Here is a 14304-nt window from a genome sequence, read left to right as displayed (position 1 = left end):
GGGGCTATGCCTCGTCGTCGGGCTCGTCCGTCTCGGCCTCGCCGGTCGGGGCGGCCTCGGTGGCGGGCGAGACCTCGGGGGCGAGGTCGCGCACGTCGATGATCTGCGCACCGGGGAAGCGCGCCAGCACCTCGCGCACCAGGGGGTGGGCGGCGGCGTTCTCGTGGCGCGTCTGCGTCGCGGCCCGGGCGGTGGCGTCCAGCGTCGGCTCGCCCGCCTCCTTCGACAGGGCGACGATCCAGCGGCGGCCGGTCCAGGCGTCGAGCGCCCGGGCGAGGTCGTTGGCGATGCCGGGGCGCCCGCCCTCGGCGAGGCGGAACTCGATGCGGCCCTCCTCGAAGCGCACGAGGTGGACCTCGCGCTCCAGCGCCATCTTCAGGCCGATGTCGCGCCGGGCATCGGCGAGGGCCACCACGTCGGTGAACCGCGTCAGGCGCGGGCCCTCGGGCTGCGGCGCGGGCGCGACGCGCGCCACGACCGGGCGGGCGGCCTGAGCGGGGCTGGCTTGAGCCAGGCTCGCGGCGCCCTGACTCATGCTGCCGGCGCCTTGCGTAAGACCCACGGCACCCGGAGCGGCCATCGCCACGGGTGCGGGCGGCGCGGGTCGATCCGTGAAGGTTGGAATCGGCGGCAGCGCCGGCCGGCCCCCCATGGTCTCGGGCGCGGGGGAGGGGGAACCACCCGCGCCGGAGGAGGATGGCGTCCCCACGAGTGCCTGTGCCTTCATCTGGCGCAGCGCTTCATCCGGGGTCGGCAGGTCGGCCGCGTAGGCGAGGCGCACCAGGGCCATCTCCGCCGCCGCCAGCGGGCGCGTCGCGGTCTGAACCTCGGGAATGGCCTTCAGGAGGATCTGCCAGGCCCGCGAGAGCACCCGGATCGAGAGCTTGCGGGCGAACTCGGCTCCGCGCGCGCGTTCGGCCTCGCTCAGCGTCGGGTCGGCGGCGGCCTCCTCCGGCACCAGCTTCAGGCGCGTGACGAGGTGGGTGAAGCCCGCGAGATCGGAGAGGATCACGGCGGGGTCGGCCCCGGCCTCGTACTGGCCGCGCACCTCCGCGAAGGCGGCCGGGATGTCGCCGCGCATCATCGCCTCGAACAGGTCGACGATGCGGCCGCGATCGGCGAGGCCCAGCATGTCGCGCACGCCCTGGGCGCTGACGTGGCCGGCCCCGTGCGCGATGGCCTGGTCGAGGAGCGAGAGCGCGTCGCGCACCGAGCCTTCCGCCGCCCGCGTGATCGCGGCCAGCGCCTCGGCATCCGCCTCGACGCTCTCGGCCGCGCAGATCCGGGCGAGGTGCCCCACCAGGGTCTCGGCTTCGACGCGGCGCAGGTCGAAGCGCTGGCAGCGGGACAGGATCGTCACCGGCACCTTGCGGATCTCGGTGGTTGCGAACACGAACTTGGCGTGCGGGGGCGGCTCCTCCAGCGTCTTCAGGAAGGCGTTGAACGCCTTCTCGGAGAGCATGTGGACCTCGTCCACGATGTAGACCTTGTAGCGGGCCTCCGTCGGGGAGTAGCGGATGCCGTCGATGATGCCGCGCACGTCGTCGATGCCGGTATGCGAGGCCGCATCCATCTCCAGCACGTCCATGTGCCGGGATTCCATGATGGCGCGGCAGTGGCGGCCGAGTTCCGGCATGGCGATGGTGGGGCCGGTATCGGGATGCCCGTCGCGGACGTAGTTGAGGCCGCGGGCCAGGATGCGGGCCGTGGTGGTCTTGCCGACGCCGCGCACGCCGGTGAGCATCCAGGCCTGCGGGATGCGGTTGGCCGAAAACGCGTTGGCCAGCGTGCGCACCATGGCGCCCTGGCCGATCAGGTCGTCGAAGTTCTGGGGGCGATACTTGCGGGCGAGCACCCGGTAGGGTGTGGCGGCCTGCACCGGCTCGGGAAGGCCGGGCAGGAGCCCGGCATCGCTTGAGTGACCGGAGGTCGCGTCCATGCCGCCTTGTGGGTTGGGTGCGGCTCCGGTCGGAGGGTGCCGCCGCGCGAGCCCGGGCATCGAAAGAGGTGGGAGGCTGGACGAAGACCCGCTCGGTCTCGTTAGGGCTGCTTCCTTCCGGACCTGACCCGGTTGGCGAGTGAAACGTCCCTCGCCAACCTCCCGAGCGCTATATGGCCGGGGTCCGGGGCGGATGCAAGCGGGCGATGCCCTCGACACCCCCAGTCCGCCCCGCCCCATTCCGCCCCGCCCCGTTCCGATGGGCTCCGATCCGGCTGGCCTGGCGGCCTACTCGGCTTCGCGCTTCACGATGGCAAAGGTCTTCGGGTCGAGTTCCAGGTCGAACTGCTTGCCGTTGGCGTCGATGGCGTCGTCCACCTCGATCTCGTCGTCCTCGACCTCGATCTTCTTCCACTTGGTGAAGCCTTCCTGCTTCAGCACGGCCTCGATCCGGGTCTGCTCTTCCGGGGTGGGTGCCCGATCGGCGGAGGCGGAACCCGTGAGGGCGAGGCCGAGGGCGAGGGCGGCGAGGCCCGTGACCTTGAGCGTCATGTGCGAACTCCCTGTTGCTGATGAGTTGGTCTTCCGACGCCCTGCGAACATTTCAACGCGGGGGAGGTTCCACCGCCGGCGCCGGATCCCCTGCGTCCAGCGGTTGTATCGGGCCCGGCCCGCCCCTACGGTCGCGGGGATTTCGCGGGCCCGGCATCGGGTGCCCGCATGCGTGCGGACAGGGGCGGTTCTCAGCATGGTCACCCGCGTCGCCACCGTGGCCTTCGAGGGCGTCGAGGCGCGGGCCGTCGATGTCCAGGTGCAGATCGCCCCCGGCATCGTGGCCTTCACCGTGGTGGGACTGGCCGACAAGGCGGTGGCGGAATCGCGCGAGCGGGTCCGCTCCGCCCTCATCGCCTCGGGCCTGGCGCTGCCGGCCAAACGCATCACCGTGAACCTCGCCCCCGCCGACCTGCCCAAGGAAGGCTCGCACTACGACCTGCCCATCGCGCTTGCCGTCATGGGAGCCATCGGCGCCCTGCCGGCGGATGCCCTGGCCGGGTACTGCGTGCTCGGCGAACTCGCCCTCGACGGGACGATCACCGCCGTCTCCGGCGTGCTGCCCGCCGCGATGGCCGCCCATGAACGCGGGCTCGGGCTGATCTGCCCGGCCGCGACGGGGCCGGAGGCGGCCTGGGCGGGCGGCGACCTCGACGTCCTGGCGCCGCGTTCGCTGATCCAGCTCGCCAACCACTTCAAGGGCACGCAGGTCATGGCCCGGCCGGAGCCCGCCATCGCGGCCCCTGGCGGCCCCTTGGCCGATCTGCGCGACATCAAGGGCCAGGAGGGCGCCAAGCGCGCTCTGGAGATCGCGGCGGCGGGCGGGCACAACCTGCTCATGAACGGACCGCCGGGGGCGGGCAAGTCGATGCTGGCCGCGCGCCTGCCCTCCATTCTGCCGCCGCTGGCCCCCCGCGAACTCCTCGAAGTCTCGATGATCCAGTCGGTCGCCGGCGAGCTGAAGGGCGGCGCCCTTTCGAACCGACGCCCGTTCCGGCAGCCGCATCACTCCGCTTCGATGGCGGCCCTCGTCGGCGGCGGCGTCAATGCCCGCCCCGGCGAGGTCTCGCTGGCCCATGGTGGCGTGCTGTTCCTCGACGAGTTGCCCGAATTCACGCCCCAGGTGCTCGATTCCCTGCGCCAGCCCCTGGAGACCGGCACGGTGATGATCGCGCGCGCGAACCACCGCGTGACCTATCCGGCCCGCTTCCAGCTCGTCGCGGCGATGAATCCGTGCCGCTGCGGCCAGGCCCTGGAGCCGGGCTATGCCTGCCGCAAGGGCCCGAACGAGCGCTGCGTGGCGCAGTACGGCGCCCGCATCTCCGGCCCGCTCCTCGACCGCATCGACCTGCGCATCGAGGTCGGCGCGGTGACGGCCGCCGACCTGATCCTGCCGCCGCCCGCGGAGGGCTCGGCCGAGATGGCCGCCCGGGTCGCGGCCGCCCGCGCCCTCCAGAGCGCACGCTACGAGGCCCGCGACCTGCCCGGCTCCGTCACCAACGCGACCTGCCCCGCCCCTGTGATCGAGGCGGTGGCGGCCCCCGACCCGGAGGGCGCGGCCCTCATCCGCACGGCGGCCGAATCGATGCGCCTCTCGGCGCGCGGCTTCCACCGGACCCTGCGGGTCGCCCGGACGCTGGCCGACCTCGACGGCGAGGCGCAGGTCCGTCGCATCCACCTCGCCGAGGCCCTGTCCTATCGCGGCCGGGCGGAGCAGCCGGTCCCCGCCTGATCGGGGCCGGGGCGTCGGCGCGGGACCGGCGACTCGCTGCCGGGGCCCGGGGAGGACGGATCCGGGAGGGGCGCAGACTACTCAAGTCTCGGCTTTTCAACCTTCGGCTGTCGCGCCGTGCTTTGCGCGGTCGGATTTCGCTGACAGGATCGTGATCGATTTTAATCCCGTGTGCCGATACGGTTTTCATGCGTCACGAACCCGCTGTCACGAGTCCCCCGAAGGTCCCGGAGACGCTTGCGGCCCTGGCGGGCGCGCCCGAACCGCGACGGGCCGACATCGTCGTCATCGGCGCCGGCCTCGCGGGCAGCGTCGCGGCCGCCACGCTGGCGCGGGGCGGGGCCGACGTGGTCCTGATCGACGCGGCGGCGGTGGTGCCGCCGAGCCTCAGGGCCGAGAAGCTCGGAACCGACATCCTCGCCCTGTTCGACCGGCTGGGCCTCGGCGAGACGGTGCGCGCGGCGGCGACGCCGATCCGCAGCGTCTGGATCGCCCGGTTCGGGCGGGTCATGAAGCGCCGCGCCCGCCTGGAATACGCCTTCGCCTACAAGAGCCTCGTCACCGCCCTGCGGGCGGCCCTGCCGGCACGGGTCGAGCTCCGGTTCGGGCTCATCGCCGAGATCGCGACCGGGCCGGACCTCCAGCGGGTAACCCTGAACGACAGCGCTGTGGTCGAGGCGCGCCTGCTGATCGTGGCCACCGGCCCGAGTGCCGCCATCCACCGGCATGTCGGGATCGAGGTGGTCGATGCCACGCACGACCACTCGATCTGCATCGGGTTCTACCTGAAGGCGCCGCCGAGCGATTATCCGTTCGAGTCGATCGTCTATTACGGGGAGCACCGGAGCGACCGCGTCTCCTACATCTCGCTGTTCCCGATCGGGTCGCGCATGCGCGCCAACCTGTTCGTCTACCGCGAGCATGACGAGGCCTGGATGCGCGACTTCCGGCAGGCACCGGAGGCGACGCTGCGGCGGACGCTGCCGAACCTCGAGCGGGTCTGCGGACCGCTCGCGATCGAGGGCGGCGTCGATATCCGGCCGATCGACCTGCGCCAGACCCGGGGACACGAGCGCGCGGGGGTCGTCCTGATCGGCGATGCCTATTGCACGTCGTGTCCCGTCTCCGGCACCGGCATGCATAAGGCGCTGATCGACGTGGAGCGCCTCTGCCGGGAACACGTCCCGGCCTGGCTCGCGACGCCGGGCATGGGCACGGAGAAGATCGCGGGCTTCTACGCCGACCGGGTCAAGACGGATTTCGACCGCGAGAGCCTCGCCCTCAGCAACCGGCTGCGCGGCCTCGCCGTCGGACGGGGCGCGCGCTGGACCCTGGCGCGCGCGGCAGCGGATGCCCGCTCGGCCTGCGCCTTCACGGCGCATCGCTGTGCGCAGGCACTGGCCGTCATCGTCGCGCCGATCGCGGAGCTGCTGGAGCGTCTCTGAATCCGCTCAGGGACCGAAAAGCTAGCGCCCGTAGATGTCCTCGACGCGGATGATGTCGTCCTCGCCGGTATAGGAGCCCACCTGCACCTCGATGAGTTCGAGGGGAATCTTGCCCGGGTTGGTGAGGCGGTGCATCGAGCCGATGGGCAGGTAGATCGCCTCGTTCTCGTGCACCAGCACCACCGCGTCGTTGAGCGTGACCTCCGCCGTGCCCTTGACCACCACCCAGTGCTCGGCGCGGTGGTAGTGCTTCTGCAGCGAGAGCCGTCCGCCCGGCGTCACCAGGATGCGCTTCACCTGGAAGCGCTCGCCGATGTCGATGCGCTGGTACCAGCCCCAGGGGCGGTACATGCGCCGATGGGCGTCCGCCTCCGGATGGGCCTTCTCGCGCAAGCGCGTGACGAGGTCCTTCACCTGGGTCGCCCGCGCCTTCGAGGTCACCAGCACCGCGTCGGCGGTGGTCACCACCACGACGTCGTCGAGGCCCACCACGGTGGTCAGGTGCTCGCCCTCGCTGTGGATCAGGCTGCCCCGCGTATCGAGAGCTTCCACCCGGCCGCGCAGGGCGTTGCCCTCCGCGTCGTGGGGCAGCACGGCCCAGACCGCGTCCCAGGTGCCGACATCGGACCAGGGGAACGCGACGGGACGCACCCCCGCCCGCTCGGTGCGCTCCATCACCGCGTAGTCGATGGAGGTCTTCGGCGCCCGCCCGAAGGCGGCGGCATCGAGGCGGACGAAGTCGAGGTCGCGCACCGCGCCGTCGAGCGCCGCCCGCGTCGCGGTGAGGATCTCGGGAACGTGGGCTTCCAGTTCGGCCAGCATCACGTCGGCGCGGAACAGGAAATAGCCGGAATTCCACAGGGCGCCCTCGGCGATCAGGCGCTCGGCCCCGGCCCGGTCCGGCTTCTCCACGAAGTGCTCGACCCGGTGATTGCCCGAGGCGCCGTCGAGGGCAGCACCCACGCGGATGTAGCCGTAGCCGGTGGCCGGCGCGGTCGGGGTGATGCCGAGCGTCATGATCTGTCCGGCCCGCGCGCCGGCGGCGGCGTGGCGCGCGGCCTCCACGAAGGCGGGCGTGTCGCCGATGACGTGGTCGGCGGCGAGGATCAGCACCACGGCCCGCGGGTCGCGCCGCGCCGCGTGGAGGGCCGCCACGGCCACGGCGGCCGCCGAGTCGCGCCGCTCCGGCTCCAGGATGATGTCGGCGTCGATGCCGATCTCCGCGAGCTGCTCGGCGACGATGAAGCGGGCATCGCTGCTCGTGAGCACGCAGGGCCGCTCGAACACGTCGGCATCCGCGAGGCGCCGTGCGGTGTCCTGGAAGGTCGAGGACTCGAGGCTGACGAGCCGGGTGAACTGCTTGGGCATGCTCTCGCGCGAGGCCGGCCACAGCCGGGTGCCCGAACCACCGCACAGGATCACCGGGTGAATCAACTGGCTCGTCTGCTCGGACATCGACACTTCTTCCCCCGGAGCCGGGTCGCGCAGGGCTTCCCCCCGTGCGGCGCTCAGGCCGGATTCCCCGCTGCATCGTAGCGTGTCCGAAGCTTGGCCGCCACCAGCCTGGATTGCGAAAGACACAACGGTGTTAATGCGCGTTCCCGTAGCCGGGCCGGCACGCAGGGCTCTTCCGGTTTGCCGGCGAAGCTACTCGGCGGCCTGGCGCGCCGCGTAGCCGAGACGTCCGTTCAGCTCCTCGATCAACTTCACGGCGGCTTCCGCGATGACGGTGCCGGGCGGGAAGATCGCCGAGGCGCCGGCTGCGTAGAGGGCGTCGTAGTCGCCCGGCGGGATCACGCCGCCGATGACGATCATCACGTCGCCGCGGCCCTGCTCGGTCAGCGCCGCCTTGAGTTCCGGCACCAGGGTGAGGTGGCCGGCGGCGAGCGACGACACGCCGACGATGTGGACGTCGTTCTCGACGGCTTGGCGGGCGGCCTCGGCCGGAGTGGCGAAGAGCGGCCCGATATCCACGTCGAAGCCGAGATCGGCGAAAGCGGAGGCGATGACCTTCTGGCCACGGTCGTGCCCGTCCTGGCCCATCTTGGCGACGAGGATGCGCGGCCGGCGCCCGTCGTTCTCCTCGAAGGCCTCCACGAGCTTGCGAACGGTCTCGACCACCGGCGACATGCCACCCACCTCCCGCTTGTAGACACCCGAGATCGAGCGGATCTCGGCCCGGTGCCGGCCCCAGGCTTTCTCGAGGGCATCCGAGATCTCGCCGACCGTGGCCTTGGCCCGCGCCGCGCTGACCGCGAGTTCGAGGAGATTGCCCTGGCCCTGTGCGGCGGCCGTCAGCGCGGCAAGGGCCGCGTCGACGTTGGCCTGGCTGCGCTCGGCGCGCAGGCGCTTCAGCTTGTCGATCTGCAGGGTGCGGACGTTGCCGTTGTCGACCCGCATCAGTTCGATGGCGCGGTCGTCCTCCGGCTTGTACTTGTTGACGCCCACGATGGTCTGGCGGCCGGAATCGATCCGGGCCTGGGCGCGGGCGGCGGCCTCCTCGATGCGCAGCTTCGGGATCCCGGCCTCGATGGCCTTGGCCATGCCCCCGAGTTCCTCGACTTCGCGCAGATGCTCCCAGGCGCGGGCGACGATGTCCTGCGTCAGCTTCTCCACGTAGTAGGAGCCGCCCCACGGGTCGACGATGCGCGTCGTGCCGCTCTCCTGCTGCAGGAAGAGCTGGGTGTTGCGGGCGATGCGGGCCGAGAAGTCGGTGGGCAGGGCCAGCGCCTCGTCGAGGGCATTGGTGTGCAGCGACTGGGTGCCGCCTTGGGTCGCCGCCATCGCCTCGATGCAGGTGCGGGTGACGTTGTTGAACACGTCCTGCGCGGTCAGCGACCAGCCGCTCGTCTGCGAATGGGTGCGCAGTGGCAGGGACTTGTCGCTCTTCGGCTCGAACTCCTTGACGAGCTTGGCCCAGATCAGGCGCGCGGCCCGCATCTTGGCGATCTCCATGAAGAAGTTCGTCGAGATCGCCCAGAAGAAGGACAGGCGGGGCGCGAACTGGTCGATGGTCAGCCCGGCCGCCAAGCCCGCCTTGATGTACTCGACGCCGTCGGCGAGGGTGTAGGCGAGCTCGAGGTCGTTCGTCGCGCCGGCTTCCTGCATGTGGTAGCCGGAGATCGAGATCGAGTTGAACTTCGGCATGTTCTTCGAAGTGTAGGCGAAGATATCGCCGATGATCCGCATCGAACCCGCCGGCGGGTAGATGTAGGTGTTGCGGACCATGAACTCCTTGAGGATGTCGTTCTGGATCGTGCCGGCGAGCTTCTCGGGCGGCACGCCCTGCTCCTCGGCGGCCACGATGTAGAGGGCGAGGATCGGCAGCACCGCGCCGTTCATCGTCATCGACACCGTCATCTCGTCGAGCGGGATGCCGGAGAACAGCGTCCGCATGTCGTAGATCGAGTCGATCGCCACACCCGCCATGCCGACATCCCCCGAGACGCGCGGGTGGTCGGAATCGTAGCCCCGGTGGGTGGCGAGGTCGAAGGCCACCGACAGGCCCTTCTGCCCGGCCGCGAGGTTGCGCCGGTAGAACGCGTTCGAATCCTCCGCCGTGGAGAAGCCGGCATATTGCCGGATGGTCCAGGGCTGGGTCACGTACATGGTCGGGTAGGGCCCGCGCAGGAACGGCGCCACGCCCGGATAGGTATCGAGGAACTCGATGCCGTCGCGGTCCTCGGGCCCATAGACCCCCTTCACCGGAATGCCCTCGGGCGTCATCCAGGGTTCGCCCACGGGCGGCACCGGAGCCGGGACGGCATCGGCCGTGTAGGGAACGGACGCGAAGTCGGGGATGCGAGACGTCATGGGCTCTGGCTCGTGCGGCGGCGTCAGGCCTGCATTATAGGTATGCGCCGGGTCCGGGCTACTCCTAACCGGACTTGCCCCGGAAGGGGCCGACAAAACCGTCACTTTCCCGCGCGGACCGGACAAATCTTTTCGGACCCGACGCAAATGAATTTTCGCGTTCCCGCTACTCCGCCGCCATTCGCGTCGGCGAAAGGCCCTGCACCTCGGCGGCCACGGCCGTGACGACGCTGCGCAGGTGCCAGACCAGCTCCGAGAAACCCGGCGTGATCGCCAGCGTCGCCTCGTTCATGTAGAGGCCGCGATTGATCTCGATCTGGAGCGCGTGGCGCTCGACGTTCGGCTCGCCGTAATGCTCGGTGATGAAGCCGCCCGCATAGGGCTTGTTGCGCAGCACCCGGTAGCCCCGCGCCCGCAGATGGTGCTCGAAGGCGTCGATCAGGATCGGCGCGCAGGCCGTGCCGAAGCGGTCCCCCAAGATAAAGTCGGCCCGGGCCGCCTCGTCGCGCCCCAGGCTCGACGAGGGCATGGAGTGGCAATCGATCAGGATGGCGTGGCCGAACTGGCGCGCCGTGCGCTGGATCAGGGCGCGCAGGGTCCGGTGATAGGGCTTGTACAGGGCCTCGATGCGTTCGATTGCGGCCTCGACGGGGAGGCGCCCGCGATAGATCTCCTGCCCGTCCGCGACGAGGCGCGGGATCGTGCCGAGCCCGCCTGCCACCCGCATGGAGCGCGTGTTGGCGAAGGTCGGCAGGCGCCCGTCGAACATGCGCGGGTCGAGTTCGTAGGGCTCCCGGTTCACGTCGAGATAGGCGCGGGGGAAATGCGCCCGCATCAGGGGGGCGCCGAGGTCGACCACGGGGGCGAACAGGCGGTCCACATGCGCGTCCTCGGAGCGCCGCAGCGCGAGGGCGCCGAGACGTGAGGCGGCCAGGAAGGACGGAGGATAGACCGCCCCGGAATGGGGCGTGTTGAACACGAAGGGCAGCGTGTGCGCCGCCGGCTCGTCGACCGCGAAGGGCGGGTCGAACGCGGCCACCTCGGACGCGTTCGGGAAGGGCGACGGCTCTGTCATCGCGGCGCGGGCGCCTCGGTGCGGACGGGACAACGCATCGGTCCACTTTGCGGTTTGCCGGCTGGCCTGTCCAGGGCATCGCGTCCGCAGGCGCGGCTCCCGTCGTGCCATTGGACACCCGCGCCCGGGGGCTTCGGCAACGTTCTGTTTACCAAGCCGGTGCTTTGTGGAAAGAACACTGCGAATCAAAGGTACGGGACGCCGCTCGATGAAGATCCTCCTGGCGGAAGACGACAACGACATGCGCCGCTTCCTGGCCAAGGCGTTGCAGAACGCCGGCTATGACGTGCTGTCGTTCGACAACGGCCTCTCAGCCTATAACCGCCTGCGCGAAGAGCCGTTCGAACTGCTCCTGACCGACATCGTGATGCCCGAGATGGACGGCATCGAGCTGGCGCGCCGCGCCACCGAGCTCGATCCCGACATCAAGGTGATGTTCATCACGGGCTTCGCCGCCGTGGCGCTGAACCCGGATTCGAAGGCCCCGAAGGACGCCAAGGTCCTCTCGAAGCCGTTCCACCTGCGCGACCTCGTCAACGAGGTGGAGAAGCTGCTCGCGGCCTGACCGTCGCTTCCGCGTCCCCGTCGAACCGGGCAGTAGGAAGAGCCGCCGCGCTCGCCTATATGCTGGTGGGATTGGGATGGGGCGCTTGCGACGATGAAGCCGGTCACGATCTACACAACCGCGTGGTGCCCGTACTGCTCGGCGGCCAAGAGCCTGCTGCGCGACAAGGGCATCGCCTTCACGGAGATCGACGTCGAGAAGACGTCGGGCTCCCGCGCGACCATGGTCCAGCGCGCCGGCGGACGCACCAGCGTGCCGCAGATCTTCGTCGGCGACACCCATGTGGGCGGCTGCGACGATCTCTACGCCCTCAACGGCGCGGGCAAGCTCGACCCCCTGGTGGCCGCGTGAGCCCCGCGCCCCGCTTCACCGCCGCCTGCGTGCAGATGCGCTCCGGGCGCGATCCGCTGGCCAACCGCGACGCCGCCGTGGCGCTGGTGCGCCAAGCGGCCGAGGCGGGCGCGCATTACGTGCAGACGCCCGAGATGACCTCCCTGGTGGAGCGCAGCAAGGCGAGCCTGTTCCAGAAGGTCACGGGCCAGGACGACGACCCGACCCTGGCGGCCCTGCGCGAGGTCGCCCGCGAGCGCGGCATCGTGATCCAGGTCGGGTCGCTGGCGATCCGCAACGGGGACAAGGTCGCCAACCGGGCCTTCCTGATCGATGCGCAGGGCGCGATCACCGCCTCGTACGACAAGCTGCACCTCTACGACGTGGACCTGCCCAACGGCGAGCGCTGGCGGGAATCGGCGACCTATACGGGCGGCGCCTGCGCGGTGGTGGCCGAGACGCCCTGGGCGCCCTTCGGGCTCGCCATCTGCTACGACATCCGCTTTCCCGCGCTCTACCGGTCCCTGGCCGAGGCCGGGGCGACGATCCTGACCGCGCCCGCCTGCTTCACGCAGCGGACCGGCGAGGCGCACTGGCACGTGCTCCACCGGGCCCGCGCCATCGAGACCGGCTCGTTCATGATCTCGGCGGCGCAGGGCGGGCACCACGAGGACGGGCGCGACACCTACGGCCACTCGCTCATCGTCGATCCCTGGGGCCAGGTGCTCGCCGATGCGGGCGGAGCGGAGCCCGGCGTGATCCTGGCCGAGATCGACCTCGCCCGCGTCACCGACGCCCGCGCCCGAATCCCGGCGCTGCAGCACGCCCGCCCCTTCACCGTCGAGCGGGTGGGGCGGCCCTCCTGACCCCGTCCGCGAACCCGTTCCGTCACCTCCGGTCCCGTCCCCCTCGGTCGCATCACCCTCGCCCATGATTCGCTACACCCTCGCCTGCGAGGCCGGGCACGGCTTCGAGAGCTGGTTTCCCTCGAGCGATTCCTACGACGACCAGGTGGCGCGCGGATTCGTGACCTGCCCGGTCTGCGGCTCGGCGCGGGTCGGCAAGGGCATGATGGCTCCGGCCATCGCCCGCAGCGGGCGGGGGGCCGAAGCGCCTGCGGTGGCCACGCCCCCGCAACCCGCAGAGGTCGTGCCGCAACTGGCCACGACCGAGCCGGAACAGCGCCTGCGCGCCCTGATGCAGGCCCTGCGTGCGGAAGCGACGAAGGGCGCGGACGATGTCGGGCCGCGCTTTCCCGAGGAGGCTCGCCGCATGCATTACGGCGAGGCCGAGACCCGCGCGATCTACGGGCAGGCCAGCCTCGACGAAGCGCGGGCGCTGCTCGACGAGGGCATTGCGGTGGCCCCGCTGCCGCCGGCTCCCGACGAGCGGCATTGAGCTCAGGGCTTCAGCGCCGCTGTTCCGGAGATCGCGGCGAGGGCGAAGGCGACCAGGGCATTCCAGCCCGCGAGCGAGATCCCGAGCAGGCGCCAGGCCGCGGTCGAGCAATCGGCCACCCGCGTGGTCTGAAGGGCATTCAGGAAATCCCCGATCGCCGCCGGGTTGGCTCCCGCGCCGCCGCCGCAATCGCTGGGCCCCGGCCAGAAGCTCCATTCGGCCCCGGCGTGATAGACGCTGAGGCCGGCGCCGTAGAGCAGGCCCAGGGCCGCGAGGCCGAGGGCGAGGCGGGTCAGGCGAGGGGGCAGCACGAGTCCGGCGAGCGCCAGCGGAATCGCCGCGTAATAGGGCAGGCGCTCCGTCAGGCAGAGTTTGCACGGCACGTAGCCGAGCACCCACTGGAAATAGAAGGCCCCGCCGAGCGTCAGCACCGCGCCGACGAGGAGGAGGAGGGCGGCCCGGCGCAGGCGCAGCAGCGAAGCGTCATCGATCTCCACGGGTGTCCCTCGCATCGCTACAGCAGAACCTTGAACAGGACGAAGCCCAGGACGATCACCGCGACGGAAATCGCCGCCACCACGTTGAGGTGCCGGTCGAGCACCCCGCGGATCTGAACGCCGTAGCGCCCGAGAAGTCCAGCGAGCAGGAAGAACCGCGCGCCCCGCGTCAGCAGCGAGAGCACCACGAACCAGAACAGGTCGTAATGGGCAAAGCCCGAGGTGATGGTCACGAGCTTGAACGGGATCGGGGTGAGACCCTTCAGCAGGATCACCCAGTGGCCGTACTGGGCGTAGGATTCCTGGAAGGTCGCGGCCTTGTCGCTGAGGCCGTAGACCCGGAACACCCATTGCCCGATGGAATCGAACAGCAGCGCCCCGATGGCGTAGCCGAGCAACCCGCCCGCCACGGAGGCCAGGGTGGTGACGAGCGCGTAGAACCAGACCCGGTCGGGCCGGCTCACCGCCATCGGCACCAGCATCACGTCCGGCGGCACGGGGAAGAAGGAGCTTTCCGCGAAGGCCACCGCCCCGAGGGCGTAGGGCGCCGAGGGCTTCCCCGCGAGGGCGAGGATCCATTCGTAGAGGCGACGGATCATGGGAGTCCGGACAGGCTGGAAGCGACGGGCGGCGCTCTTTGACCACACCCCGCCCGCCCTGGCGAGCGATCCCGGGCCGCATCCGCAACAAACCGCAGGCGGTGGGCGCGGCCGCTCGTGGGGCTCGGTTGACAGGATGCGGCGCGCGCGGCAGGACATTCGCCGCGTGCCCGCGTGGTGGAATGGTAGACGCGTCCGACTCAAAATCGGAAGCCGAGAGGCGTGGGGGTTCGAGTCCCTCCGCGGGCACCAGTTCTGGCTTTGCTTCATCTGTCGTGATTGAAGACCTCCCCCAGTTTTAGACTAGGCCCCAGTTTTAGACTAGGAAGGTATCGACCGGTCGCGCGAGGCTAGCCGGC

13 protein-coding genes, 1 tRNA gene and 1 other RNA gene are annotated in these 14304 nt (G+C 70.6%); 7 read left to right on the top strand and 8 right to left on the bottom strand.

Going from position 1 to position 14304, the window contains the following annotated elements; all coding sequences use genetic code 11:
• Positions 1–4 precede the first annotated feature (4 nt).
• From OF380_RS04435 to OF380_RS04425, 3 genes are all read right to left on the bottom strand, one after another.
• Positions 5–1939: a DNA polymerase III subunit gamma/tau gene (locus tag OF380_RS04435; protein ID WP_264049570.1), complete on the bottom strand. Its 1935-nt coding sequence runs from the start codon at positions 1937–1939 to the stop codon at positions 5–7.
• A 67-nt stretch (positions 1940–2006) separates the two neighbouring features.
• An RNA gene (gene ffs, locus OF380_RS04430) (signal recognition particle sRNA small type) lies at positions 2007–2103 on the bottom strand.
• A gap of 124 nt (positions 2104–2227) precedes the next feature.
• Positions 2228–2491, bottom strand: coding sequence for a PepSY domain-containing protein (locus tag OF380_RS04425; RefSeq protein ID WP_264049569.1), 264 nt, complete (start codon positions 2489–2491; stop codon positions 2228–2230).
• 196 nt (positions 2492–2687) lie between these two features.
• On the opposite strand from OF380_RS04425, the gene OF380_RS04420 reads away from it, so the two are divergent.
• Positions 2688–4223, top strand: coding sequence for a YifB family Mg chelatase-like AAA ATPase (locus OF380_RS04420; RefSeq protein ID WP_264049568.1), 1536 nt, complete (start codon positions 2688–2690; stop codon positions 4221–4223).
• Positions 4224–4411: 188 nt separating this feature from the next.
• Positions 4412–5668 carry an FAD-dependent oxidoreductase gene (locus OF380_RS04415; protein ID WP_264049567.1) on the top strand — a complete coding sequence of 419 codons (1257 nt, stop codon included), beginning with the start codon at positions 4412–4414 and terminating at the stop codon, positions 5666–5668.
• A gap of 21 nt (positions 5669–5689) precedes the next feature.
• On the opposite strand, the gene OF380_RS04410 is transcribed toward OF380_RS04415, so the two are convergent.
• The 3 genes from OF380_RS04410 to OF380_RS04400 all read right to left on the bottom strand — a co-directional run bounded on the left by OF380_RS04410 (position 5690) and on the right by OF380_RS04400 (position 10556).
• On the bottom strand, positions 5690–7123 hold the full coding sequence (locus tag OF380_RS04410; RefSeq protein WP_264049566.1) for a mannose-1-phosphate guanylyltransferase/mannose-6-phosphate isomerase: 1434 nt from the start codon (positions 7121–7123) through the stop codon (positions 5690–5692).
• Between the two features lie 192 nt (positions 7124–7315).
• Complete coding sequence (gene scpA / locus OF380_RS04405; protein WP_264049565.1) at positions 7316–9481, bottom strand: methylmalonyl-CoA mutase; 2166 nt, start codon at positions 9479–9481, stop codon at positions 7316–7318.
• 166 nt (positions 9482–9647) lie between these two features.
• Entirely contained in the window at positions 9648–10556 is a 909-nt protein-coding gene (locus OF380_RS04400) for an N-formylglutamate amidohydrolase (protein WP_264049564.1), read from the bottom strand.
• Positions 10557–10764: 208 nt separating this feature from the next.
• On the opposite strand from OF380_RS04400, the gene cpdR reads away from it, so the two are divergent.
• From cpdR to OF380_RS04380, 4 genes are all read left to right on the top strand, one after another.
• Positions 10765–11121: a cell cycle two-component system response regulator CpdR gene (cpdR, locus tag OF380_RS04395; protein ID WP_003603128.1), complete on the top strand. Its 357-nt coding sequence runs from the start codon at positions 10765–10767 to the stop codon at positions 11119–11121.
• 93 nt (positions 11122–11214) lie between these two features.
• A complete protein-coding gene (grxC, locus tag OF380_RS04390) occupies positions 11215–11472 on the top strand; it encodes a glutaredoxin 3 (protein ID WP_056179577.1) in 258 nt (85 codons plus the stop codon).
• 35 nt (positions 11473–11507) lie between these two features.
• Positions 11508–12317, top strand: a complete 810-nt coding sequence (locus OF380_RS04385; protein ID WP_264051186.1) for a carbon-nitrogen hydrolase family protein — start codon at positions 11508–11510, stop codon at positions 12315–12317.
• Between the two features lie 64 nt (positions 12318–12381).
• Positions 12382–12849 (top strand): DUF1178 family protein, encoded by a 468-nt coding sequence (locus OF380_RS04380; RefSeq protein WP_264049563.1) that lies wholly within the window; start codon positions 12382–12384, stop codon positions 12847–12849.
• Between the two features lie 2 nt (positions 12850–12851).
• Here the strand turns inward: OF380_RS04380 and OF380_RS04375 are convergent, their stop codons facing one another.
• Together OF380_RS04375 and OF380_RS04370 are read right to left on the bottom strand one after the other, a co-directional pair.
• Complete coding sequence (locus tag OF380_RS04375; RefSeq protein WP_264051185.1) at positions 12852–13340, bottom strand: disulfide bond formation protein B; 489 nt, start codon at positions 13338–13340, stop codon at positions 12852–12854.
• A 23-nt stretch (positions 13341–13363) separates the two neighbouring features.
• Positions 13364–13945, bottom strand: coding sequence for a YqaA family protein (locus OF380_RS04370; RefSeq protein ID WP_264049562.1), 582 nt, complete (start codon positions 13943–13945; stop codon positions 13364–13366).
• 168 nt (positions 13946–14113) lie between these two features.
• Here OF380_RS04370 and OF380_RS04365 point away from each other — a divergent pair.
• Positions 14114–14197: transfer RNA gene (locus OF380_RS04365), tRNA-Leu, on the top strand.
• Positions 14198–14304 lie beyond the last annotated feature (107 nt).

Origin of the sequence: Methylobacterium sp. FF17 (assembly GCF_025813715.1) — a bacterium.
Classification (GTDB): Bacteria; Pseudomonadota; Alphaproteobacteria; order Rhizobiales; family Beijerinckiaceae; genus Methylobacterium; species Methylobacterium flocculans.
Note: the sequence above shows the minus strand (reverse complement) of the source record. Positions and strands in the feature narration are given on the sequence as shown.

What these genes read in the sequence shown, in the direction of transcription:
- OF380_RS04400 (WP_264049564.1), bottom strand. Translation starts at nt 10,556, where the DNA reads ATGACAGAGCCGTCGCCCTTCCCGAACGCGTCCGAGGTGGCCGCGTTC.
- OF380_RS04435 (WP_264049570.1), bottom strand. Translation starts at nt 1,939, where the DNA reads ATGGACGCGACCTCCGGTCACTCAAGCGATGCCGGGCTCCTGCCCGGC.
- OF380_RS04420 (WP_264049568.1), top strand. Translation starts at nt 2,688, where the DNA reads ATGGTCACCCGCGTCGCCACCGTGGCCTTCGAGGGCGTCGAGGCGCGG.
- grxC (WP_056179577.1), top strand. Translation starts at nt 11,215, where the DNA reads ATGAAGCCGGTCACGATCTACACAACCGCGTGGTGCCCGTACTGCTCG.
- OF380_RS04370 (WP_264049562.1), bottom strand. Translation starts at nt 13,945, where the DNA reads ATGATCCGTCGCCTCTACGAATGGATCCTCGCCCTCGCGGGGAAGCCC.
- OF380_RS04425 (WP_264049569.1), bottom strand. Translation starts at nt 2,491, where the DNA reads ATGACGCTCAAGGTCACGGGCCTCGCCGCCCTCGCCCTCGGCCTCGCC.
- scpA (WP_264049565.1), bottom strand. Translation starts at nt 9,481, where the DNA reads ATGACGTCTCGCATCCCCGACTTCGCGTCCGTTCCCTACACGGCCGAT.
- OF380_RS04380 (WP_264049563.1), top strand. Translation starts at nt 12,382, where the DNA reads ATGATTCGCTACACCCTCGCCTGCGAGGCCGGGCACGGCTTCGAGAGC.
- cpdR (WP_003603128.1), top strand. Translation starts at nt 10,765, where the DNA reads ATGAAGATCCTCCTGGCGGAAGACGACAACGACATGCGCCGCTTCCTG.
- OF380_RS04385 (WP_264051186.1), top strand. Translation starts at nt 11,508, where the DNA reads ATGCGCTCCGGGCGCGATCCGCTGGCCAACCGCGACGCCGCCGTGGCG.
- OF380_RS04415 (WP_264049567.1), top strand. Translation starts at nt 4,412, where the DNA reads ATGCGTCACGAACCCGCTGTCACGAGTCCCCCGAAGGTCCCGGAGACG.
- OF380_RS04410 (WP_264049566.1), bottom strand. Translation starts at nt 7,123, where the DNA reads ATGTCCGAGCAGACGAGCCAGTTGATTCACCCGGTGATCCTGTGCGGT.